This is a genomic window from Pseudoalteromonas rubra (assembly GCF_000238295.3).
In the GTDB taxonomy this organism is placed as follows: domain Bacteria; phylum Pseudomonadota; class Gammaproteobacteria; order Enterobacterales; family Alteromonadaceae; genus Pseudoalteromonas; species Pseudoalteromonas rubra.
Map to the genome: position 1 here is coordinate 35,387 of NZ_AHCD03000040.1, position 16,449 is coordinate 51,835.

General features: G+C 44.1%; 12 protein-coding genes. 9 read left to right on the forward strand and 3 right to left on the reverse strand.

Going from position 1 to position 16,449, the window contains the following annotated elements; translation table 11 throughout:
* The first annotated feature begins 79 nt into the window (after positions 1 to 79).
* The 3 genes from PRUB_RS19505 (at position 80) to PRUB_RS19515 (ending at position 4,282) form a co-directional block, all read left to right on the forward strand.
* Positions 80 to 1,993: a SurA N-terminal domain-containing protein gene (locus PRUB_RS19505; protein WP_010386461.1), complete on the forward strand. Its 1,914-nt coding sequence runs from the start codon at positions 80 to 82 to the stop codon at positions 1,991 to 1,993.
* Positions 1,994 to 2,641: 648 nt separating this feature from the next.
* Complete coding sequence (locus PRUB_RS19510) at positions 2,642 to 2,788, forward strand: hypothetical protein (protein WP_155946403.1); 147 nt, start codon at positions 2,642 to 2,644, stop codon at positions 2,786 to 2,788.
* A 453-nt stretch (positions 2,789 to 3,241) separates the two neighbouring features.
* Positions 3,242 to 4,282, forward strand: coding sequence for an IS481 family transposase (locus PRUB_RS19515; RefSeq protein WP_198452353.1), 1,041 nt, complete (start codon positions 3,242 to 3,244; stop codon positions 4,280 to 4,282).
* Between the two features lie 33 nt (positions 4,283 to 4,315).
* Here the strand turns inward: PRUB_RS19515 and PRUB_RS19520 are convergent, their stop codons facing one another.
* Complete coding sequence (locus PRUB_RS19520; RefSeq protein WP_010386121.1) at positions 4,316 to 4,687, reverse strand: hypothetical protein; 372 nt, start codon at positions 4,685 to 4,687, stop codon at positions 4,316 to 4,318.
* Between the two features lie 1,325 nt (positions 4,688 to 6,012).
* On the opposite strand from PRUB_RS19520, the gene PRUB_RS19525 reads away from it, so the two are divergent.
* From PRUB_RS19525 to PRUB_RS26630, 4 genes are all read left to right on the forward strand, one after another.
* A complete protein-coding gene (locus PRUB_RS19525; RefSeq protein WP_155946429.1) occupies positions 6,013 to 6,159 on the forward strand; it encodes a hypothetical protein in 147 nt (48 codons plus the stop codon).
* A gap of 35 nt (positions 6,160 to 6,194) precedes the next feature.
* Positions 6,195 to 6,749 (forward strand): hypothetical protein, encoded by a 555-nt coding sequence (locus PRUB_RS19530; protein ID WP_010387361.1) that lies wholly within the window; start codon positions 6,195 to 6,197, stop codon positions 6,747 to 6,749.
* A 1,474-nt stretch (positions 6,750 to 8,223) separates the two neighbouring features.
* Positions 8,224 to 8,571: a hypothetical protein gene (locus tag PRUB_RS19535; RefSeq protein ID WP_198452382.1), complete on the forward strand. Its 348-nt coding sequence runs from the start codon at positions 8,224 to 8,226 to the stop codon at positions 8,569 to 8,571.
* A gap of 542 nt (positions 8,572 to 9,113) precedes the next feature.
* Complete coding sequence (locus PRUB_RS26630) at positions 9,114 to 9,791, forward strand: helix-turn-helix transcriptional regulator (RefSeq protein ID WP_010387365.1); 678 nt, start codon at positions 9,114 to 9,116, stop codon at positions 9,789 to 9,791.
* A 77-nt stretch (positions 9,792 to 9,868) separates the two neighbouring features.
* Here PRUB_RS26630 and PRUB_RS19545 read toward each other — a convergent pair whose 3' ends face one another.
* Complete coding sequence (locus PRUB_RS19545; RefSeq protein ID WP_010387367.1) at positions 9,869 to 12,004, reverse strand: winged helix-turn-helix domain-containing protein; 2,136 nt, start codon at positions 12,002 to 12,004, stop codon at positions 9,869 to 9,871.
* A gap of 408 nt (positions 12,005 to 12,412) precedes the next feature.
* A complete protein-coding gene (locus PRUB_RS19550; RefSeq protein WP_010387369.1) occupies positions 12,413 to 13,507 on the reverse strand; it encodes a hypothetical protein in 1,095 nt (364 codons plus the stop codon).
* A 196-nt stretch (positions 13,508 to 13,703) separates the two neighbouring features.
* Here PRUB_RS19550 and PRUB_RS19555 point away from each other — a divergent pair, with 196 nt between their 5' ends.
* Together PRUB_RS19555 and PRUB_RS19560 are read left to right on the forward strand one after the other, a co-directional pair.
* The gene (locus tag PRUB_RS19555) at positions 13,704 to 13,898 is read left to right on the forward strand and encodes a hypothetical protein (protein ID WP_010387371.1); all 195 of its coding nucleotides are present in this window, start codon (positions 13,704 to 13,706) and stop codon (positions 13,896 to 13,898) included.
* A 127-nt stretch (positions 13,899 to 14,025) separates the two neighbouring features.
* On the forward strand, positions 14,026 to 16,446 hold the full coding sequence (locus PRUB_RS19560) for a penicillin acylase family protein (RefSeq protein WP_021032953.1): 2,421 nt from the start codon (positions 14,026 to 14,028) through the stop codon (positions 16,444 to 16,446).
* Positions 16,447 to 16,449 lie beyond the last annotated feature (3 nt).

Sequence of the window (16,449 nt, forward strand, 5' to 3'; positions counted from 1 at the left end):
TGTCACATTCAGCGGTTCTGGGTACGCAGATAAACCCAAAGTACTGAGCGTGCTTTGACTTAGATAAGAGATAGAATAAATGCTAGAAAAGATTAGAGAAGGCTCACAAGGCCCGGCAGCCAAAATTATTCTTGGTGTAGTGATCTTGTCTTTTGCGTTGGCAGGGATCGGTGGTTACCTAGGTCAAACCACAGAGCAGGCCGTAGCAGAAGTAAATGGAGTCAAGATAACGCAAATGGAATTTTCCCGCGCTTATGAAAATGAGCGTGCACGTCTGGAGCGTCAGTTTGGTGAGTATTTCACACAAATTTCAGCAGATCCTGCATACATGGCTCAGATCCGCAGTGGCGTGATTGACCGTCTGGTACAACAAGAACTACAAAACCAGTTAGCCATTGAATTAGGACTGAGAGTGAGTGATGAACAGGTTAAGGAAGCGATTTTCGAGCTGCCTTACTTTCAGTTAGGTGGCGAATTTAGCAATGACAGATATTTGCAGCTGATCCGCCAGATGAACTTCCAGCCAGATAGTTTCCGTGAGTATATGCGTGAAGAAATGACTCGTAACCAGTTGGTTTCAGCGGTTGCTGGCTCAGATTTCGTTTTAGATAATGAACTGAAGCAGACACTGGCACTGCAACAGCAAACACGTGACATCGACTACATGCTGCTGAGCAAAGAGACCGTGAAAGGTGAAGTGGCTGTGACTGAAGCAGAAATTTCTGACTATTATGAGCTTAATCAGGAGCAGTTTCAGGCGCCAGAGCAAATTGCATTGCAGTACCTTGAGCTGAAGTCTGACGATGTTACTTTGGATGAGCCTGTGACAGATGAGCAAGTTCGTGCTTACTATGAAGAGAACCAGGCTCAGTATCTGGAAGAAGAGCGCCGTCGTGTAGCACATATCCTGATTGAAAGTGCTGAAGATGCCGAAGCGGCAAAACAAAAAGCGGATGCTTTATACCAGCAATTACAAGAAGGCAAAAATTTTGCTGAGCTCGCGTCAGCTGAATCTGACGATATTGCGTCTGCAGAAGTAGGTGGTGATCTGGATTGGATTGAGCGTGACATGATGGAGCCTGAGTTTGAAGAGGCCGCATTTGCACTTGCTAACGTCGGTGATTTTTCTCCAGTGGTTGAAACCGAGTTTGGTTTCCATATCATCCAGCTGACTGACTTACAAGCGCAGCAGTCAAAAGCGTTTGAAGAGTTGGCTAGTGAATTGCGTGCTGAGCTGGAAAGCACCGCAAAAGCCAATGCATTTTATGAGAAACAATCGCAAATCGCAGAGTTGGCGTTTGAAGTGGCAGATTCATTAGACGATGCAGCAGCTGTTGCAGACATCGAATTGAAGAGTACTGAACTGGTATCACGCATGGCGTTGCCAGCTCCGTTAAATGACCCAAGCATCGCGAACGCTATTTTCACACCTGAATTGATCGAAGACAGAGTGAATTCAGAAGTGCTGGAAGCGGGGAATGAGCATATTGTTGTTGTCCGTGTTCTGGATCACAAACCAGCCACCGTGAAGCCTCTGGAAGAGGTTACAGTACAGATCAAAACGCGTCTTGAGAATGAAAAAGCGTCTGAGCTAATCAAAGAGAAAGCTAACACCTTATATGCACAGCTAGAAGACGGTAAAGCACTGAGCGAAATCGCAGCGGCTGAATCAACAGAAGTACAAACGGAAGCAGCTCTAAAACGCCAGAGCTTTACCGTTGCGCCAGAAATCGTTCAACAGGCATTTAAACTGGCACACCCTGATAGTGAGCAGACGCAGTCTGCCCTGGTTGAGCTAAACAGTGGTGATGCTGCGTTATTGGTATTGAAAGCCGTGACGGTTGCAGAGGTGACCGGTGAGGTTGAGCCGCAGCAGAAGCAAAATATCACTATGTCAGTGGTGAATAAGAACTTCCTAGCCCTGTTAGGTGCGCTGGAGTCTGATGCTGAAGTTGTACGTCCAACGCTGCAATTTAGCGACGAGATGCAATAATAATGACTGTACTCGCTTGCGAGTTGTGAGTGCCTGAGCCTCTCCTGCCAGTACTCACAGACAAGCGTTGAATACTGAATAAATAATCCGATATCAGCATTCTGGTATCGGATTTTTTTATGCCTTTTGTCTCGTGCGCCTCGAGACACCTCAATCCAATGGTCCATTCACCCATAGTTGCGAAAGTAATTCAGTGAGACGGAGAAGTCCACCTCCCTGATACAGTGCTGATATTGCGCCTGCCGGGTCATTAGGCGTCACATTGTCGCTTTCCTTTACTCTATTTAAAAGCTGCAGGTATGGCATAACGAGTACAAGCGCATGGTGAAATTGCAATCACACTAACAGGCGCCTTTTTTGTTTCTGCGGCACTATGTATTGAGGAAAAAACGCGGTGGTTTCAGATTTAACCACCACCTCAACATAGGGTAAACGCTGTGAAAGAGCAGCTTTTTTGAATGTTATGTGTCTTAAAATCGGTGTTTTTATTTTTATTTCATTTTAAATCAATTGGTTGCTGGTAATTGTTATGAAAAACGATAAGGTTTGATAATTAGTGTATTTCTAAGGTATTCGCTAAGGTTAAACATGTCACCACGAAGGTGAAAACGATAGAGCTAAATAGCGATAACAACGGGAAATCTGGTCATGCTTAAGTTGAAAGCCAAAAAGTTAAAAAACCTTACTGTAAAAGAGCAGCTGGCGCTTGGTAAAACGCAGCTTGTCGCTGGCGGGGCTGCCCAACAAATAGATACACATAGCATTACACAAGTAGATACCACAACAAATCCCTAAACCTTAAGCTCATTAATGCATATGATTGGCCAGTTAGTAAAAGCCATTGCACAGTCGGTTGGCTATAAAGCCGGGTAGCCAATCGCCTCAAACGTATCCACGGTACACTTTACACGATGTAAAAAAGCAGCAATGACCTATCTGCCCTGAGGTGACACTTTAAAGTTCGATAGTCAGTCTTTGTACACTTTGGGAGGGCCGTGTGCGTGTTCTTAAAGCGTACAAGACCACCAAATTGAGTGGAAGGAACATGTCCAGATAGAGCTGTATGAATACACCAGAACCACTTCGATGGGGATCCCGAAGAGACCATGCTGTATCGGGAAGCCTAACCAAATTTACTCAGCTGAATTAGTTCCGACTAGACCTGACATTTCGATTTGAAAAATTGAGAGTTACCCGTTTTGATAAAGGTGTCGAATCTTTGTTCAAAACAACTAAGGAGTAACTCTCATGTTACATACTAACAATCCAATCATTAAACACAAAGCTGGTTTGCTCAACCTGGCTGAAGAGCTTGGAAACGTATCTAAAGCCTGCAAAATGATGGGGGTTTCGCGAGATACATTTTATCGTTATCAAGAGCTCGTTGATGAAGGCGGTATTGATGCACTCATCGATAAATCGCGTAGAGCACCAAACCTGAAGAATCGCGTAGATGAAGAAACTGAAAAAGCAGTTTGCACCTACGCGCTTGAATTTCCGGCTCACGGGCAAGTCAGAGCCAGCAATGAGTTGAGAAAACAAGGCGTGTTTGTTTCTGCCAGTGGTGTGCGGTCAATTTGGTTGCGCCATGACTTGGAAAACTTTAAAAAACGTCTGAAAGCACTAGAGGCTAAAGTCGCGCAAGAAGGTATCATTCTCACAGAGTCCCAGGTAACAGCCCTTGAGAAGAAAAAACAGGACGATGAAGCCTGCGGCGAAATTGAAACTGAGCACCCCGGATACCTTGGTTCACAAGACACTTTTTATGTCGGAAACCTAAAGGGAGTTGGCCGTATATATCAGCAAACTTTTGTTGATACATATTGTAAAGTCGCTTTTGCAAAGCTCTACACCACTAAAACACCGATCACAGCAGCAGATCTACTGAATGATAGAGTTTTACCCTACTTCGAGCAGCATGAGCTGCCCATGTTAAGGATCCTCACAGACCGGGGAACTGAGTACTGCGGTAAGGTTGAGCACCATGACTACCAGCTTTACCTAGCGATCAACGACATAGACCATACTACAACCAAAGCGATGTCGCCGCAGACAAACGGTATCTGCGAACGCTTCCACAAAACGATACTTCAAGAGTTTTACCAAGTGACATTTCGCAAAAAATTGTACAGTTCTCTGGAAGAGCTCCAAAAGGACCTGGACGAGTGGATAAATTACTACAATAATGACCGAACTCATCAAGGTAAAAAATGCTGCGGAAGAACGCCGCTTGAAACATTATTAGATGGGAAATCGATCTGGGTTGAAAAGAATTTAGCCCAAATCTAGGCTGACAGTCACCGATTGAAAAACGGGTAACTGTCAGGTCAAGTCTGAGCTAGTACAACTTAATCCATGCAGATAAGAAAGTAACTCTAAGAAAGAAGTTAAAGAAGTTGCAACTAGCTCAGGTTCCCAATATTCATTTCCATGCATTGCGGTATAAACTGGCAACGATGACTCACTTATATCTACGAAGAATGGATCTCCGACTTCAGTATCAGTCCCTATAACAACCCAACTATCCTGCCAATCCCCTTCGTTCATACCAGTTAAGTCGTTACCATCAGGGTCAATACTGTAGCCTAACTGGAGTTTATTAATCGAAGATCCATCAACAATATTAAAACCACTTGCACCAAAAAAGACTTCTTTGATACTCAGCGGTTTTAACTTACTTATTACTTCATGCACTACACTCTCCTTTGGCAGTTAATGCCATCAATTTTTTAAGTGACATATATGGACGCTCCAGACATGACTTTCTCCTGAGCTATAACGCTTTGCTATGGTGCGACTAACTCCGAGCAACATGAGCAAAGCCACGTACTCCCTGCACTTCACCGAACCAAAAGTATCAAAGCCTAACCGTCACTCTTGAGCAATTTGTTAGTTTTCAAATGTCACGTCGCCATCAACATATTTACCATACCCTTCAACCATTGCTTCTTCCATTTCAGGGATATCAAATATATCTATGAAAGGTACCAGCTATAAACCTGCATCTGGACCTGAGCCTGGACTCAAGCCAATCTCTGAACTACCCCGATATCCGCAACGGCCCGGCACCTGAATCACCTCGACATCTGAATCACCTCGACATCTGAATCACCTCGACATCTGAATCACCTCAACATCTGAATCACCTCAACATCTGAATCACCTCAACAGCTGAATCACCTCAACAGCTGAAGCACCTGGACAGCTGAATCCCCCGGCACCTGAATCCCCCGGACACAGGAACCAATCCGGCATAGGAGTCGATTCGACATAGCTAGAGCTTGTAATTACATGGGAGGGGTTGCATTAGACGTTAAGTCAGGCCCTGACCTGCCTTAAACGAAGACGGAAATTCAGCAGTTGTAAATTAATGCCAGAAGGCGAACTGAGAAGCGCACTGTAAATGTTTGTCAGGCTGGAGGTTCATTTCACATGATGGCTGTTTCATTGAGATCATTGACCCCAGTTTTCAAGCATGAGTCGAACATGCTATCTGTTCCTTTCGTTTGGTTCGAATGTGTAAATACGCACAAAGTTAACCGGTTCGGAAAGTGATGTACTTTGTCATGTGTCGCTGGGCTCGGTTATTTCCAGCGTTTTTATTTTAAAACGCCTGATTTAAGTGTGTTTATACTTTTATTATTTTGTCTCGCCTTTGATTTTGGGTGGGTTTTGTCTGGTCTGGTTTTTAAATGGTAGGCTTTACTTTGTTTTCAACTGGTTTTTCATGCTTGCTCTTTCTGTATTTTGCTTGTTTCTTTGTGTGTTGATACGTGACTTCGCTCGCTTTTTCTGCTCTTTTTTCAGTATCGGCCAATACAAAGCTTACTATGCAAAAAGGTCTGGGTAATAAGTTTTTATATGTATAAAAAACAGTGGTTTATGTTGTTTTGTTATCTCTAAGAATAATGTTTCATAACTAGGTTTTTTGGCGTCGCTGGTCAATGATAGTTGCATCACCACAACGGTGTTTAACTTTTAAAAATTAATTAGATAAACATTAAATAGAGATTGCCACGATGCTTAAACTTAAAACAAAAAAACTAAAAGAACTTACTAATAAAGAAATCAAAGATAATCGCCAGACTAAGTTTATTGCGGGTGGTACAGATACGCATAGTATTACTCAGGTAGGATTTATTAACCCTAAAAATATCACTGGTTAATTAGAGTATAAAGCGTAACAGGAGTTGATAAATTGATGGGATCCTATCTCGTATTAGCAATGGGAGCCGGATTACAGTCTGTTTCAGGTAATCTGGTATTGCAAGAGCCTGCCAGTGAGTATCATTACTCCAGGGAGAATGGGCGTGTTGTCGAGCTGGCTATTGAGGTTGGCAGTGAAGTAGCCAAAAAAAAGATGATGCTTCAATATTTCTCTGAGGACAGTAAAAAAACCAAAGCACTGATCTCTAACGAAAACGGGTACGTTGACTATATAAATCCAAATGTCGTGCCCGGTAAAGTGTTCGCACCCGGCGAGTTGTTGCTGAGAGTACAAAGTAACCGAGTTTTTGGCGCTCATTACTTCGAGCAGCAAGAAATTGAAAGTATGAAGTTTGCCCGTGAGATACAAGCAAAGACTCGTTTATGGTTGTGCTCGGATGAACGGCCTATTGAGGTCAGGGTGGACGATATTGCAAAAAACAGTCTGTTGGTCTCAATGAAGCTAAAGAAAGAAGAATATAGTCAGTTGCAGCATACCATCAGCGAGGGCAGCATTGCCCTGCATCAGTCAATACAGGCCTGTTTATAACCCTTAGGTATACTCTGTGGCAGTTAACGCATGTACTGCTGGTATGCCGTTGATAAAGCCATTTTTCACGTGCATTCGTGCTTCTCATATGGGTCCACTTTTAAGCTGTGGACCCTTTTCATTGTTGGAAAATCCATGTTGATTTAAATAGATCGAACCGACAGAGTAGCGAGAGCATGCGCAAACTCTGGAACGTTTACGCCTGTTAACTAGTTTCAGGCGCGATGAGTAACTAACTGTTTTTGTTTAGCCTGGTGTCATTTTCTGTTATCCAACCGAATCACCTACTCAACCGAATCACCTACTCAACGGAATCACCTACTCAACGGAATCACCTACTCAACGGAATCACCTACTCAACGGAATCACCTACTCAACGGAATCACCTACTCAACGGAATCACCTACTCAACGGAATCACCTACTCAACGGAATCACCTACTCAACGGAATCACCTACTCAACGGAATCACCTACTCAACGGAATCACCTACTCAACGGAATCACCTACTCAACGGAATCACCTACTCAACGGAATCACCTACTCAACGGAATCACCTACTCAACGGAATCACCTACTCAACGGAATCACCTACTCAACGGAATCACCTACTCAACGGAATCACCTACTCAACGGAATCACCTACTCAACGGAATCACCTACTCAACGGAATCACCTACTCAACGGAATCACCTACTCAACGGAATCACCTACTCAACGGAATCACCTACTCAACGGAATCACCTACTCAACGGAATCACCTACTCAACGGAATCACCTACTCAACGGAATCACCTACTCAACGGAATCGCAAACCCAATCGAATCGCAAAGCCAATCGAATCGCAAAGCCAATCGAACCACATACTCAACTGAACCACTTATCCAGCCGGATCTCCGGCTGCAAATCCATTCGATCTGCAACTTTGCGTAGTGCAATATACTTTGTTCGAATCATTATCTCGTATGTGCATGCCGCCGCCGGATTATTAATGTGGGTATGTTCGGTTGACCTAAGTTTGCAATACTCAGACTTTTCCTGAGCCAGCGCTCAGCGTTGCGACTGCTATTCACACCATCTTGATTAAGCCAGGTTTTTAATTACCACAGTTAGCGTGTTTCTCCCTCATTTCACTATGCGTATTTGGCCTGTTGATTTGACCTGCATAACAAACGCAGTTTGGCAGAATCTCGTGCTCAAAAGGTCAGAATTTATGGCGCAACTAGTGTGTATGTAAAGTGGGAAAAATTAGTAGCAAATAAGTTGTGATGGCAGACGTTACGGGACCCTCCGTAGGGTGGTATTAATCAATATATAGCCGGTATTTCGCAATAATAAACGGAGTTAAGCTTATGTTTTTATTAGTTATATTTGTTTTCTTTGTGATTTGATTGCACGCATTTGCTGAGGCAATATGAGTGCTATCAAATGAATGAACATTCTCTGCTTACTTGGCGCAAATTGAGGAGCTAACAATGCAACAAAATACGACCCTTGGCCTGTTTGACACACAACACGAAATAAAACAGATGATTGCTAAATTTGAGGAAGTAAACATCGCTGAAGAACTAACAAATACGTTGAAGTCCATTTCAAAGGAATCAGGCTATAACTGCCTGGGCTTTATCGACTTTTGTCCGGTATCTGCCTCCTCATATGAAGAGAAAGTCTATGGTGAGATTTCTGCTGAGCTGGCGAATGCAAACCCAATCGAATCGCAAAGCCAATCGAATCGCAAAGCCAATCGAACCACATACTCAACTGAACCACTTATCCAGCCGGATCTCCGGCTGCAAATCCATTCGATCTGCAACTTTGCGTAGTGCAATATACTTTGTTCGAATCATTATCTCGTATGTGCATGCCGCCGCCGGATTATTAATGTGGGTATGTTCGGTTGACCTAAGTTTGCAATACTCAGACTTTTCCTGAGCCAGCGCTCAGCGTTGCGACTGCTATTCACACCATCTTGATTAAGCCAGGTTTTTAATTACCACAGTTAGCGTGTTTCTCCCTCATTTCACTATGCGTATTTGGCCTGTTGATTTGACCTGCATAACAAACGCAGTTTGGCAGAATCTCGTGCTCAAAAGGTCAGAATTTATGGCGCAACTAGTGTGTATGTAAAGTGGGAAAAATTAGTAGCAAATAAGTTGTGATGGCAGACGTTACGGGACCCTCCGTAGGGTGGTATTAATCAATATATAGCCGGTATTTCGCAATAATAAACGGAGTTAAGCTTATGTTTTTATTAGTTATATTTGTTTTCTTTGTGATTTGATTGCACGCATTTGCTGAGGCAATATGAGTGCTATCAAATGAATGAACATTCTCTGCTTACTTGGCGCAAATTGAGGAGCTAACAATGCAACAAAATACGACCCTTGGCCTGTTTGACACACAACACGAAATAAAACAGATGATTGCTAAATTTGAGGAAGTAAACATCGCTGAAGAACTAACAAATACGTTGAAGTCCATTTCAAAGGAATCAGGCTATAACTGCCTGGGCTTTATCGACTTTTGTCCGGTATCTGCCTCCTCATATGAAGAGAAAGTCTATGGTGAGATTTCTGCTGAGCTGGCGAATGAAATGTCAGATGCTGCGATCTATGAACACTGTAAGTCAGGTATTCGCTTGCTGCCGCTACACAGTATACTTAATCATAGCAACCAGCAAGGCCAGGTGTATGTGATGCCTATGCGTGGTGTGACAGGTATTTACGGGGGCTTAGTGTTCGATATCCCTGAAAGCTTTTGCCAGCAGAAGAGTATTGAGTTTGTTGACTGGTGCTGGACGATTATTTCACCTTATTTGCTTCAGGCTGCATTGCGCTGCCGGGATAAAAAGTTACATATTACAAAACGTGAAAAAGACTGCTTGATGTGGGCTTGTGAAGGCAAGACGTCATGGGAGATCAGCCAGATACTAGGTATCTCTGAGCGCACAGTGAATTTCCATTTGTCTAATTGCATTGTAAAAACAGATAGCACAAACAGGCAACAGGCCATCGTAAAGTGCATTATCAACAACCTGATCTAATGACGATGACTGGCGAGTGTCATAATGTTGCTTATCAAAGTTCCCGGCTGGGGAGGTGTCCTCCCCGGTACGCCAGATTATTTAGTAGGGGTGATTTGTGCTTTGACCAGCTGATTTTCAACGACTTCAATAATATCCAGGTAAAGTGCATTGGTTTTTTGAGAAAAACTGATTCTGTCTATGACATAGCTGGAGCTGTCAATTTTGTATATTTCCTGCCTGGGCTCTGTATGGCCAAAATTAATCTTAAAGACGGTTTCACCGTCCGAGTGATACAAGGATCCGTTACCCGCAGCAATCGAGTGCTTATATTTGGCTTTTGACAGCTCAATTCTGTCAGTCTTTTCACCTGTATTGATATTGTATAAAGACACTTCATCATGTGATGACAAACTCGCATAAAACTGACTATCAAGTTGTCCAAACCACAGTGGCCGTTCAATCGGTAATGGAATGCTCTTATCCGAATCCAGAGAATGCATAAAAGCTTTCCCTCTCAATGTTCTTGCATCCACAACGGTATACCCGATGTTATTTTCTCCAAGGTATTCAGCCGACACTATGGTGCCATCAACCTTGATAGAGCCTGTCAGCGTCAAGGTGTTACTATCATAGATTTCGAGCCTGTCTTTGTAGTGGAGTAATAGCTCTTGTCTTTGCGCACTATAATGAATTGATTCATAAGTCGACGCCTCAAGCGCAAGCGGTTCGTGCCGGCCATCAGGCAAAGTTCGATAAATGGAGCGCAGTCCACCTTCCTGACGCAAAAAAATCACACTGTCTTCAAAGTCTGAAGCCTGCACGTCATCATATTCGCTTTTAACTAAAGGCTGCAGCTCGCCGCCCTCTGTGCTTAATTTATATATATCCTGTAAAAATGGATAGGTTACTGCAAGTAAGGCATCGTGAGATAGCGGCTGATTACTGGCATATTTAACATTATTTGGCAGTTTAACCGCTGAAGTAATGGTTTTCTTATCGAGTGAATAAGTAAACAAAATATTTTCAACATTATCTAACCAAATCAAAGAATTAATTTTCTTTTCATAAGATAAGGTCCAGATCCGATTATCGGTATCATGTAGTTTGACCTGATTACCACCGTCCAGGTCCGTCATGTATAGCTCACTGCCCTGGTAGTGATGCCTTTCAAAAATAATAACTTCCATATCAGAGATGTAAGTCAGAAACCTATCCCCATATGAATTCAAATTTGGTGATGTAATTTGAAATTCCTGGCCTGTTTCTATATCACGGCTGGCAAGCGCGGCGAGTTCATCTCTGTTACGATAACCGCTCTTTGAATAAATCAGTCTGCCATCGCTGACACCCGCACCAGTGAAGCCTTGCAAGCTACAATCAAACAAATATTTATTTGTCCCGTCAAAGCTGGTGTTGATCAGCCACACTTCGCATTGCTCATTGTTAATGGCCCGATAGAACACTTTATTAGAATCTGCTGACCAGCCGATAGGGAAGTAGTTTGTTCCTTCTTCTGCCAGGCGCTTTTCGTGACCTGTTTGCAGCGTTTTTACCACCAGGGAATAATTCTGGCTATTCTTTTGAATAATTGAGAAGGCAACGAAGTTCTTATTGGGAGAGATATTTGGCCTGGTATACCTGCCGTTGACCCAGGACAATACCGTTTCCTGTACTTGCTTTTCTATAGGGCTAACTGACACGTCGCGCTGCGCATTGTCCTGGCTAATAAATGCGAGGCTGATACTGGCTGCCAGGGTACTGGCAACAGCACCCAAAACCCATGGCGTTTTCTTCCGCTTTGTTGGTTGTTCCGCTGGTGTTGTTTTAGCTTTTAAGTCGGTTGTTACCGCAGGGCTGGGTTTAGCTTTGTCAGCTGATTCAGTTTTGTGGTACTCAACAAATGGCTCTATGGCTAAGCTGTAGCCTTTTCTATAGTGAGTTTTAACGATAATGCCCTTTTGGTTCTCTGATTTCAGGGTTTTTCTGAGTTCAGAGATGGCCCGGTTTATTGCATTATCATCAACATATTTTTGGCACCAGACGTCGTCCACCAGATTTTGTCGGGTGATGATAGTGTCTGAATTTAAGATCAAATAACTAATGATGCGAAACAGCAGCGGTTCGAGTTCTTTTTCGATGTCGCCGTCAGTGAGCACCTGCCGCTTTGGGTCAAGTTTCCAGGATCCAAGTGTGATCGATTTAACTGTTCTAGAGAAGCTGACTTCGTTCATTGTCCTGAATTTGTTGTTATTAGGAATATGTCAAGCGTTCAGACTATATCTATAGTCATTTAAAAACTCAACATAAAGATGGAAAGGCTTTTTTAATTTACAAGTGTTGTTTTCAATGTCGGCCAATGTTAAAAAAGTGCTTAGGTAAAGTGTGCTTTCTTAAGTTCTTGATTGGTATGTGATTGTTCTGCTTTATTGAATGGCCTGGTGGGCAGGTTGTGGTAGCGGTGAATATATAATTTCTTACAATATCTTGGTAGGGCAGCTTCGAAGGCCGCTAAGCGACCATCAGTATTTAACAAAGGCAGGGAGCACTATTGCGATACACGAATCATTCTTAGCCTGAAAATGATGCCAAAAGAAACGTCACGTTTCGCGCAAGATGCGTCATTGCATGTTCTGAAAGTATCAGCTTTCAGTTTTTTTACTTTTACTGTCCAGCACCTCAATGACTTTAGCCAGGGTGTCCGTTACGGCTTTTCGATTGTTCCAGTCCACAGCCTGCCAATCTACCTCATTCACTAATTCTGTTATGTTGTGGGTCAGGAGCATTTTAATTGTTTCCACATGCTGAATGGGTTTCACCCTGAACGCCTTTGTCTTAGGTTTGGTCGTCAATTTTTGCCCAGTGAGTTTGGCATGGATCCGTTTATTGATCTCGGCTTTGTCTGTCACGGTTAGCAGGGTTTTATCAAACTCGCTGTAATAGTCATTCTCAACCTGTTTAACGATTTTTTTAACGTTGATAAAAGGCAGCGTGACCAGTCCCTGTTCATATGCCTGAATCACGCATTTATAGCGGGTAAGGACGTTGTAGTTATCAAAGCTCCCCATGGAGATACCTAAGTTAGCTGCCATTTCTTTGACCGTTAGCTTTTTCTCACCGACTTTTAATCTTGCCTGACTGAGGCTTTCTAATTCTTGCATCGCGCTGAGAAAAGCCTGGAGCTTGCCATACTGAGGCAGGTCGTCTCTGCTGGCATTCTCCTGAAACTGTTTAACTTTTGATAGCAGTGGTTTGGCGTCATACACTTTAAACTGGGCGCTTGAGTCATAGCCGTTGCTGTAAACCATGGCAAAAAAACGTCGATGTCCAGTAAGTATTTGATACTGGCCGTCTTCTAATGGATAGACGGTCGGCACCTGAATCACCTCGGCAACAGAGATGTTTTCGGCGAGTTCGAGTACGGACTCCAGCGTTTGGTTCGCTTTTTTCCACTGCGCCGTGCCGTAGGCAAAGCAGTTTACAATACAGTTCTTTCCTATTAGTACATGGTCTTTCGCATCATACATTTCAACTAACTGGTTCTTGGTGAGCCAGCGTGACGTGAATTGTCTTGCATGATCATCTTCCATGAACTTGGCTGGCAGAAATCGTGCATTGTGTGGATCGGGCGTCACAGAGGATAAGAATAAAGAGGTGTACTCAAATGTTTCAGAATTCAGCCCTTTTCGACTGTTCACGTTAGCCAGCATCAGCTGATCTAATTTTAGCTTATTCATAGGGTTAGGAACCTTTTACTGCACTTAAGGTTAGTGGTGAACACCTTAGTTGGTAGATCTAACAGGTATACACTCAAGGGTTATCGATGCACCATGTGAACCATACTAAGTAATCGCTCTGGTGTGAAGTCTTAAATCGACGCACAGCACAGCAGAATAAATTTAAAGCGCAGTTTACAAGCGGTGGAGTGAAGGTATGAATATTGATTTGAGCATCATTGAATGGGCGTTTGAGAAGGGATACAACCTGGGCTCTGCAGATATGAGAGAAGGCGTTTATATCTCAGAGGAGGGCAGACGCTCGCTGTTAATGGCTGACATTAAAGCATTTGTGGAAAGCCATCAGGTGATTGCCTCTGAGCAGGAAGGCCTTGCCTCAAGCTTGAATTGACAATGACTTCACGCTGACGCACATCCGGTCGATGTCAGCGTGAGACTCATTCCGACCTTAAACCTTGTTTTAATCAGTAGCAATGATCTCATGCATGAGATCTCAAACTTCTGTTGGTAGTGAATACATGCAAATAAGAAATTGGTTTACACGACATCCTCTGTTGTGCCGGTTTGGCACCTTTATTTTGGCACCGTCGGTATTGTGTGCTTACGTGGCATATCAGCAACAGGTCATTTCAGCTTTACCGCAAGCGGGGTCAAATACGGTCTCGGCTGCTGTCCAGGAACAGGTAACGGTAACGCGCGACGCACATGGTGTGCCATATATTGAGGCGGATTCAATGGCAGATGTTTATTTTGCTATGGGTTATCTGCATGCACAAGACAGGTTGTGGCAGCTGGAGTTACAACGCCGACTCAGTGCTGGCACGTTGAGTGAGGTGTTTGGCAAAGAGAGCGTGAATTATGACGTATGGGTCCGCACGCTTGGGCTCTATGAGGTAGCTGAACAAAGCAAAACCTATTTGTCTGAGCAGGCTTTGTCGTCATTACAGTCTTATACAGCTGGAGTTAATGACTTTCTGAGTCAGCAGCCCACACTGCCGGTTGAGTTTACTCTGCTGGGGATTACGCCAGCGCCATGGCGTGTTGAAGATTCACTGGCATGGATGAAAATGTTCTCTCTCAGCATGTCGGGTAACCTGGAGGAAGAAATCCAGCGTAGTGTGGCATTAAAAACGTTACCCAAACCCTTGTTTGCTGAGTTCTTTGGGTCTGAATTGGCACCGTCAGAGTCCCTGGACGATGGGCAGGTCGCCAGCTTATCCGGGTTACACCATACGATTAAGCAATTGGAAACGGATTATAAGATTGGCGGTAAACACATAGGCAGTAACGCTTGGGTGGTTTCTGCTGAAAAAAGTGCGTCTGGCAGTGCCATCTTGGCCAATGACCCGCATCTGGGTCTGCAAATTCCCTCTTTATGGTATGCGGTATCGCAGCAATTACCAGACTCTCAGTTGCAGGGCATGAGTTTAGTCGGGTTACCTGTCATTGTGTTTGGTCAGAACAATCATATTGCCTGGGGCGGCACGAATATGGAGGCTGATCTGCAAGACCTTGTGATGGAGCAAATCCATCCGGAAGACCCCACGCTGTATCGCTACCAGCAACAGTGGCTACCTTTTACAGAGCGCACTGAATATATCAAGGTGAAAAGTGATTTTCCGAGTCTGCTTAAACCCACCTATCGGGATGTTGAACTGAAGATCAAAGAAACGCTGACCGGTCCCGTGATCAGTAAAGCTGGTTTGCCTCAGGCAGTGTCTCTGCGCTGGACGGCATTGCAGGCACAAGACACCACCTATGAAGGTTTTTTTCACATTAATCATGCCCAAAACTGGCAGCAGTTCAAGCAGGCAGCGGATAAAATCGCATCACCCAGCCTGAATCTGTTTTATGCAGATAAGCAAGATAACATCGGTTTTACCGGCGCGGGTAATATTCCGGTTCGGGAGCGTGGCACAGGTATTTTACCAACTAAACGGGGTGCTGAGGGAGATGTATGGCAAGGGTTCATTCCCAAAGATGAGATGCCTAGTGAGTTTAATCCACCACGTGGTTACATCATCAATGCCAACAATCGGAATGTCGAATCGGGTTATCCTTATCATATTTCTTCCAGCTTTGCGGATCCTGCCCGAGCAGAGCGCATTGAACAGTTACTGAATACCCAGTCACTGGATCTGGAATACATCAGACAAATGCAAATGGATGTTAAAGACCTGACGGTGAGCAAGTTAAAAGCCGTGATGGAAACGGTTGTCGCTGAAGACCTGTGGCAACAAGAAGCACTCGACCACCTGAAAGCCTGGCAAGGAGAGGCGCACAGCGACAGCATTGCCGCGACTGTATTTTATACCTGGGCTAGGCAAATTTACCGAGTCTTACTCAATGATGAGCTTATCCCGGCATGGAATGAGAAAGCGGCAACACGCCAGCTACTGGGTCTGCGTGGCAGAGTAAGTTACGACCAGCTGGCTGAGCTGCTGGCGAAAAACTCCCCGTTATGTGACGACACCAATACGATAGAAACGGAGTCCTGTGAAGAAGTATTACTCTCGGCACTGGACAGAACGCTAATCCTGAATAGTAAGTTACAGGGTGATGAAATAGATAACTGGCAATGGGGTAAGTTTCAGACGACTCGCTATGACCATATGCCGTTTGGCAAGGTGAAGCACCTCAATAAGGTGTTCTCACGAGAAATGGCGACCGGCGGTGCGACTAATACGGTCAATGTCGCGGCAGGTTTTTACGAAAAAGACAATGGCTTTATTCAGAACTATGGTGCCGGGTTCAGACAGGTGATTGATATGGGCGGGCGCTATCAGTTTATGAACTCCACCGGGCAGTCAGGCCAGGTCGCCAGCGCGCATTATGATGACATGATCACCTTGTTTGCCCAGGGACAGTATGTGTCATTTGAATCACCCACAGAGGCATCTCGTAAGCTAACGCTAACCCCGAATAAAGGGCAGGAGTAAACC

Bases quoted from the DNA above. Each gene is read 5' to 3' on its own strand.
- PRUB_RS19505 (WP_010386461.1), top strand. From the start codon at position 80: ATGCTAGAAAAGATTAGAGAAGGCTCACAAGGCCCGGCAGCCAAAATT.
- PRUB_RS19510 (WP_155946403.1), top strand. From the start codon at position 2,642: ATGCTTAAGTTGAAAGCCAAAAAGTTAAAAAACCTTACTGTAAAAGAG.
- PRUB_RS19515 (WP_198452353.1), top strand. From the start codon at position 3,242: ATGTTACATACTAACAATCCAATCATTAAACACAAAGCTGGTTTGCTC.
- PRUB_RS19525 (WP_155946429.1), top strand. From the start codon at position 6,013: ATGCTTAAACTTAAAACAAAAAAACTAAAAGAACTTACTAATAAAGAA.
- PRUB_RS19530 (WP_010387361.1), top strand. From the start codon at position 6,195: ATGGGATCCTATCTCGTATTAGCAATGGGAGCCGGATTACAGTCTGTT.
- PRUB_RS19535 (WP_198452382.1), top strand. From the start codon at position 8,224: ATGCAACAAAATACGACCCTTGGCCTGTTTGACACACAACACGAAATA.
- PRUB_RS26630 (WP_010387365.1), top strand. From the start codon at position 9,114: ATGCAACAAAATACGACCCTTGGCCTGTTTGACACACAACACGAAATA.
- PRUB_RS19545 (WP_010387367.1), bottom strand. From the start codon at position 12,004: ATGAACGAAGTCAGCTTCTCTAGAACAGTTAAATCGATCACACTTGGA.
- PRUB_RS19550 (WP_010387369.1), bottom strand. From the start codon at position 13,507: ATGAATAAGCTAAAATTAGATCAGCTGATGCTGGCTAACGTGAACAGT.
- PRUB_RS19555 (WP_010387371.1), top strand. From the start codon at position 13,704: ATGAATATTGATTTGAGCATCATTGAATGGGCGTTTGAGAAGGGATAC.
- PRUB_RS19560 (WP_021032953.1), top strand. From the start codon at position 14,026: ATGCAAATAAGAAATTGGTTTACACGACATCCTCTGTTGTGCCGGTTT.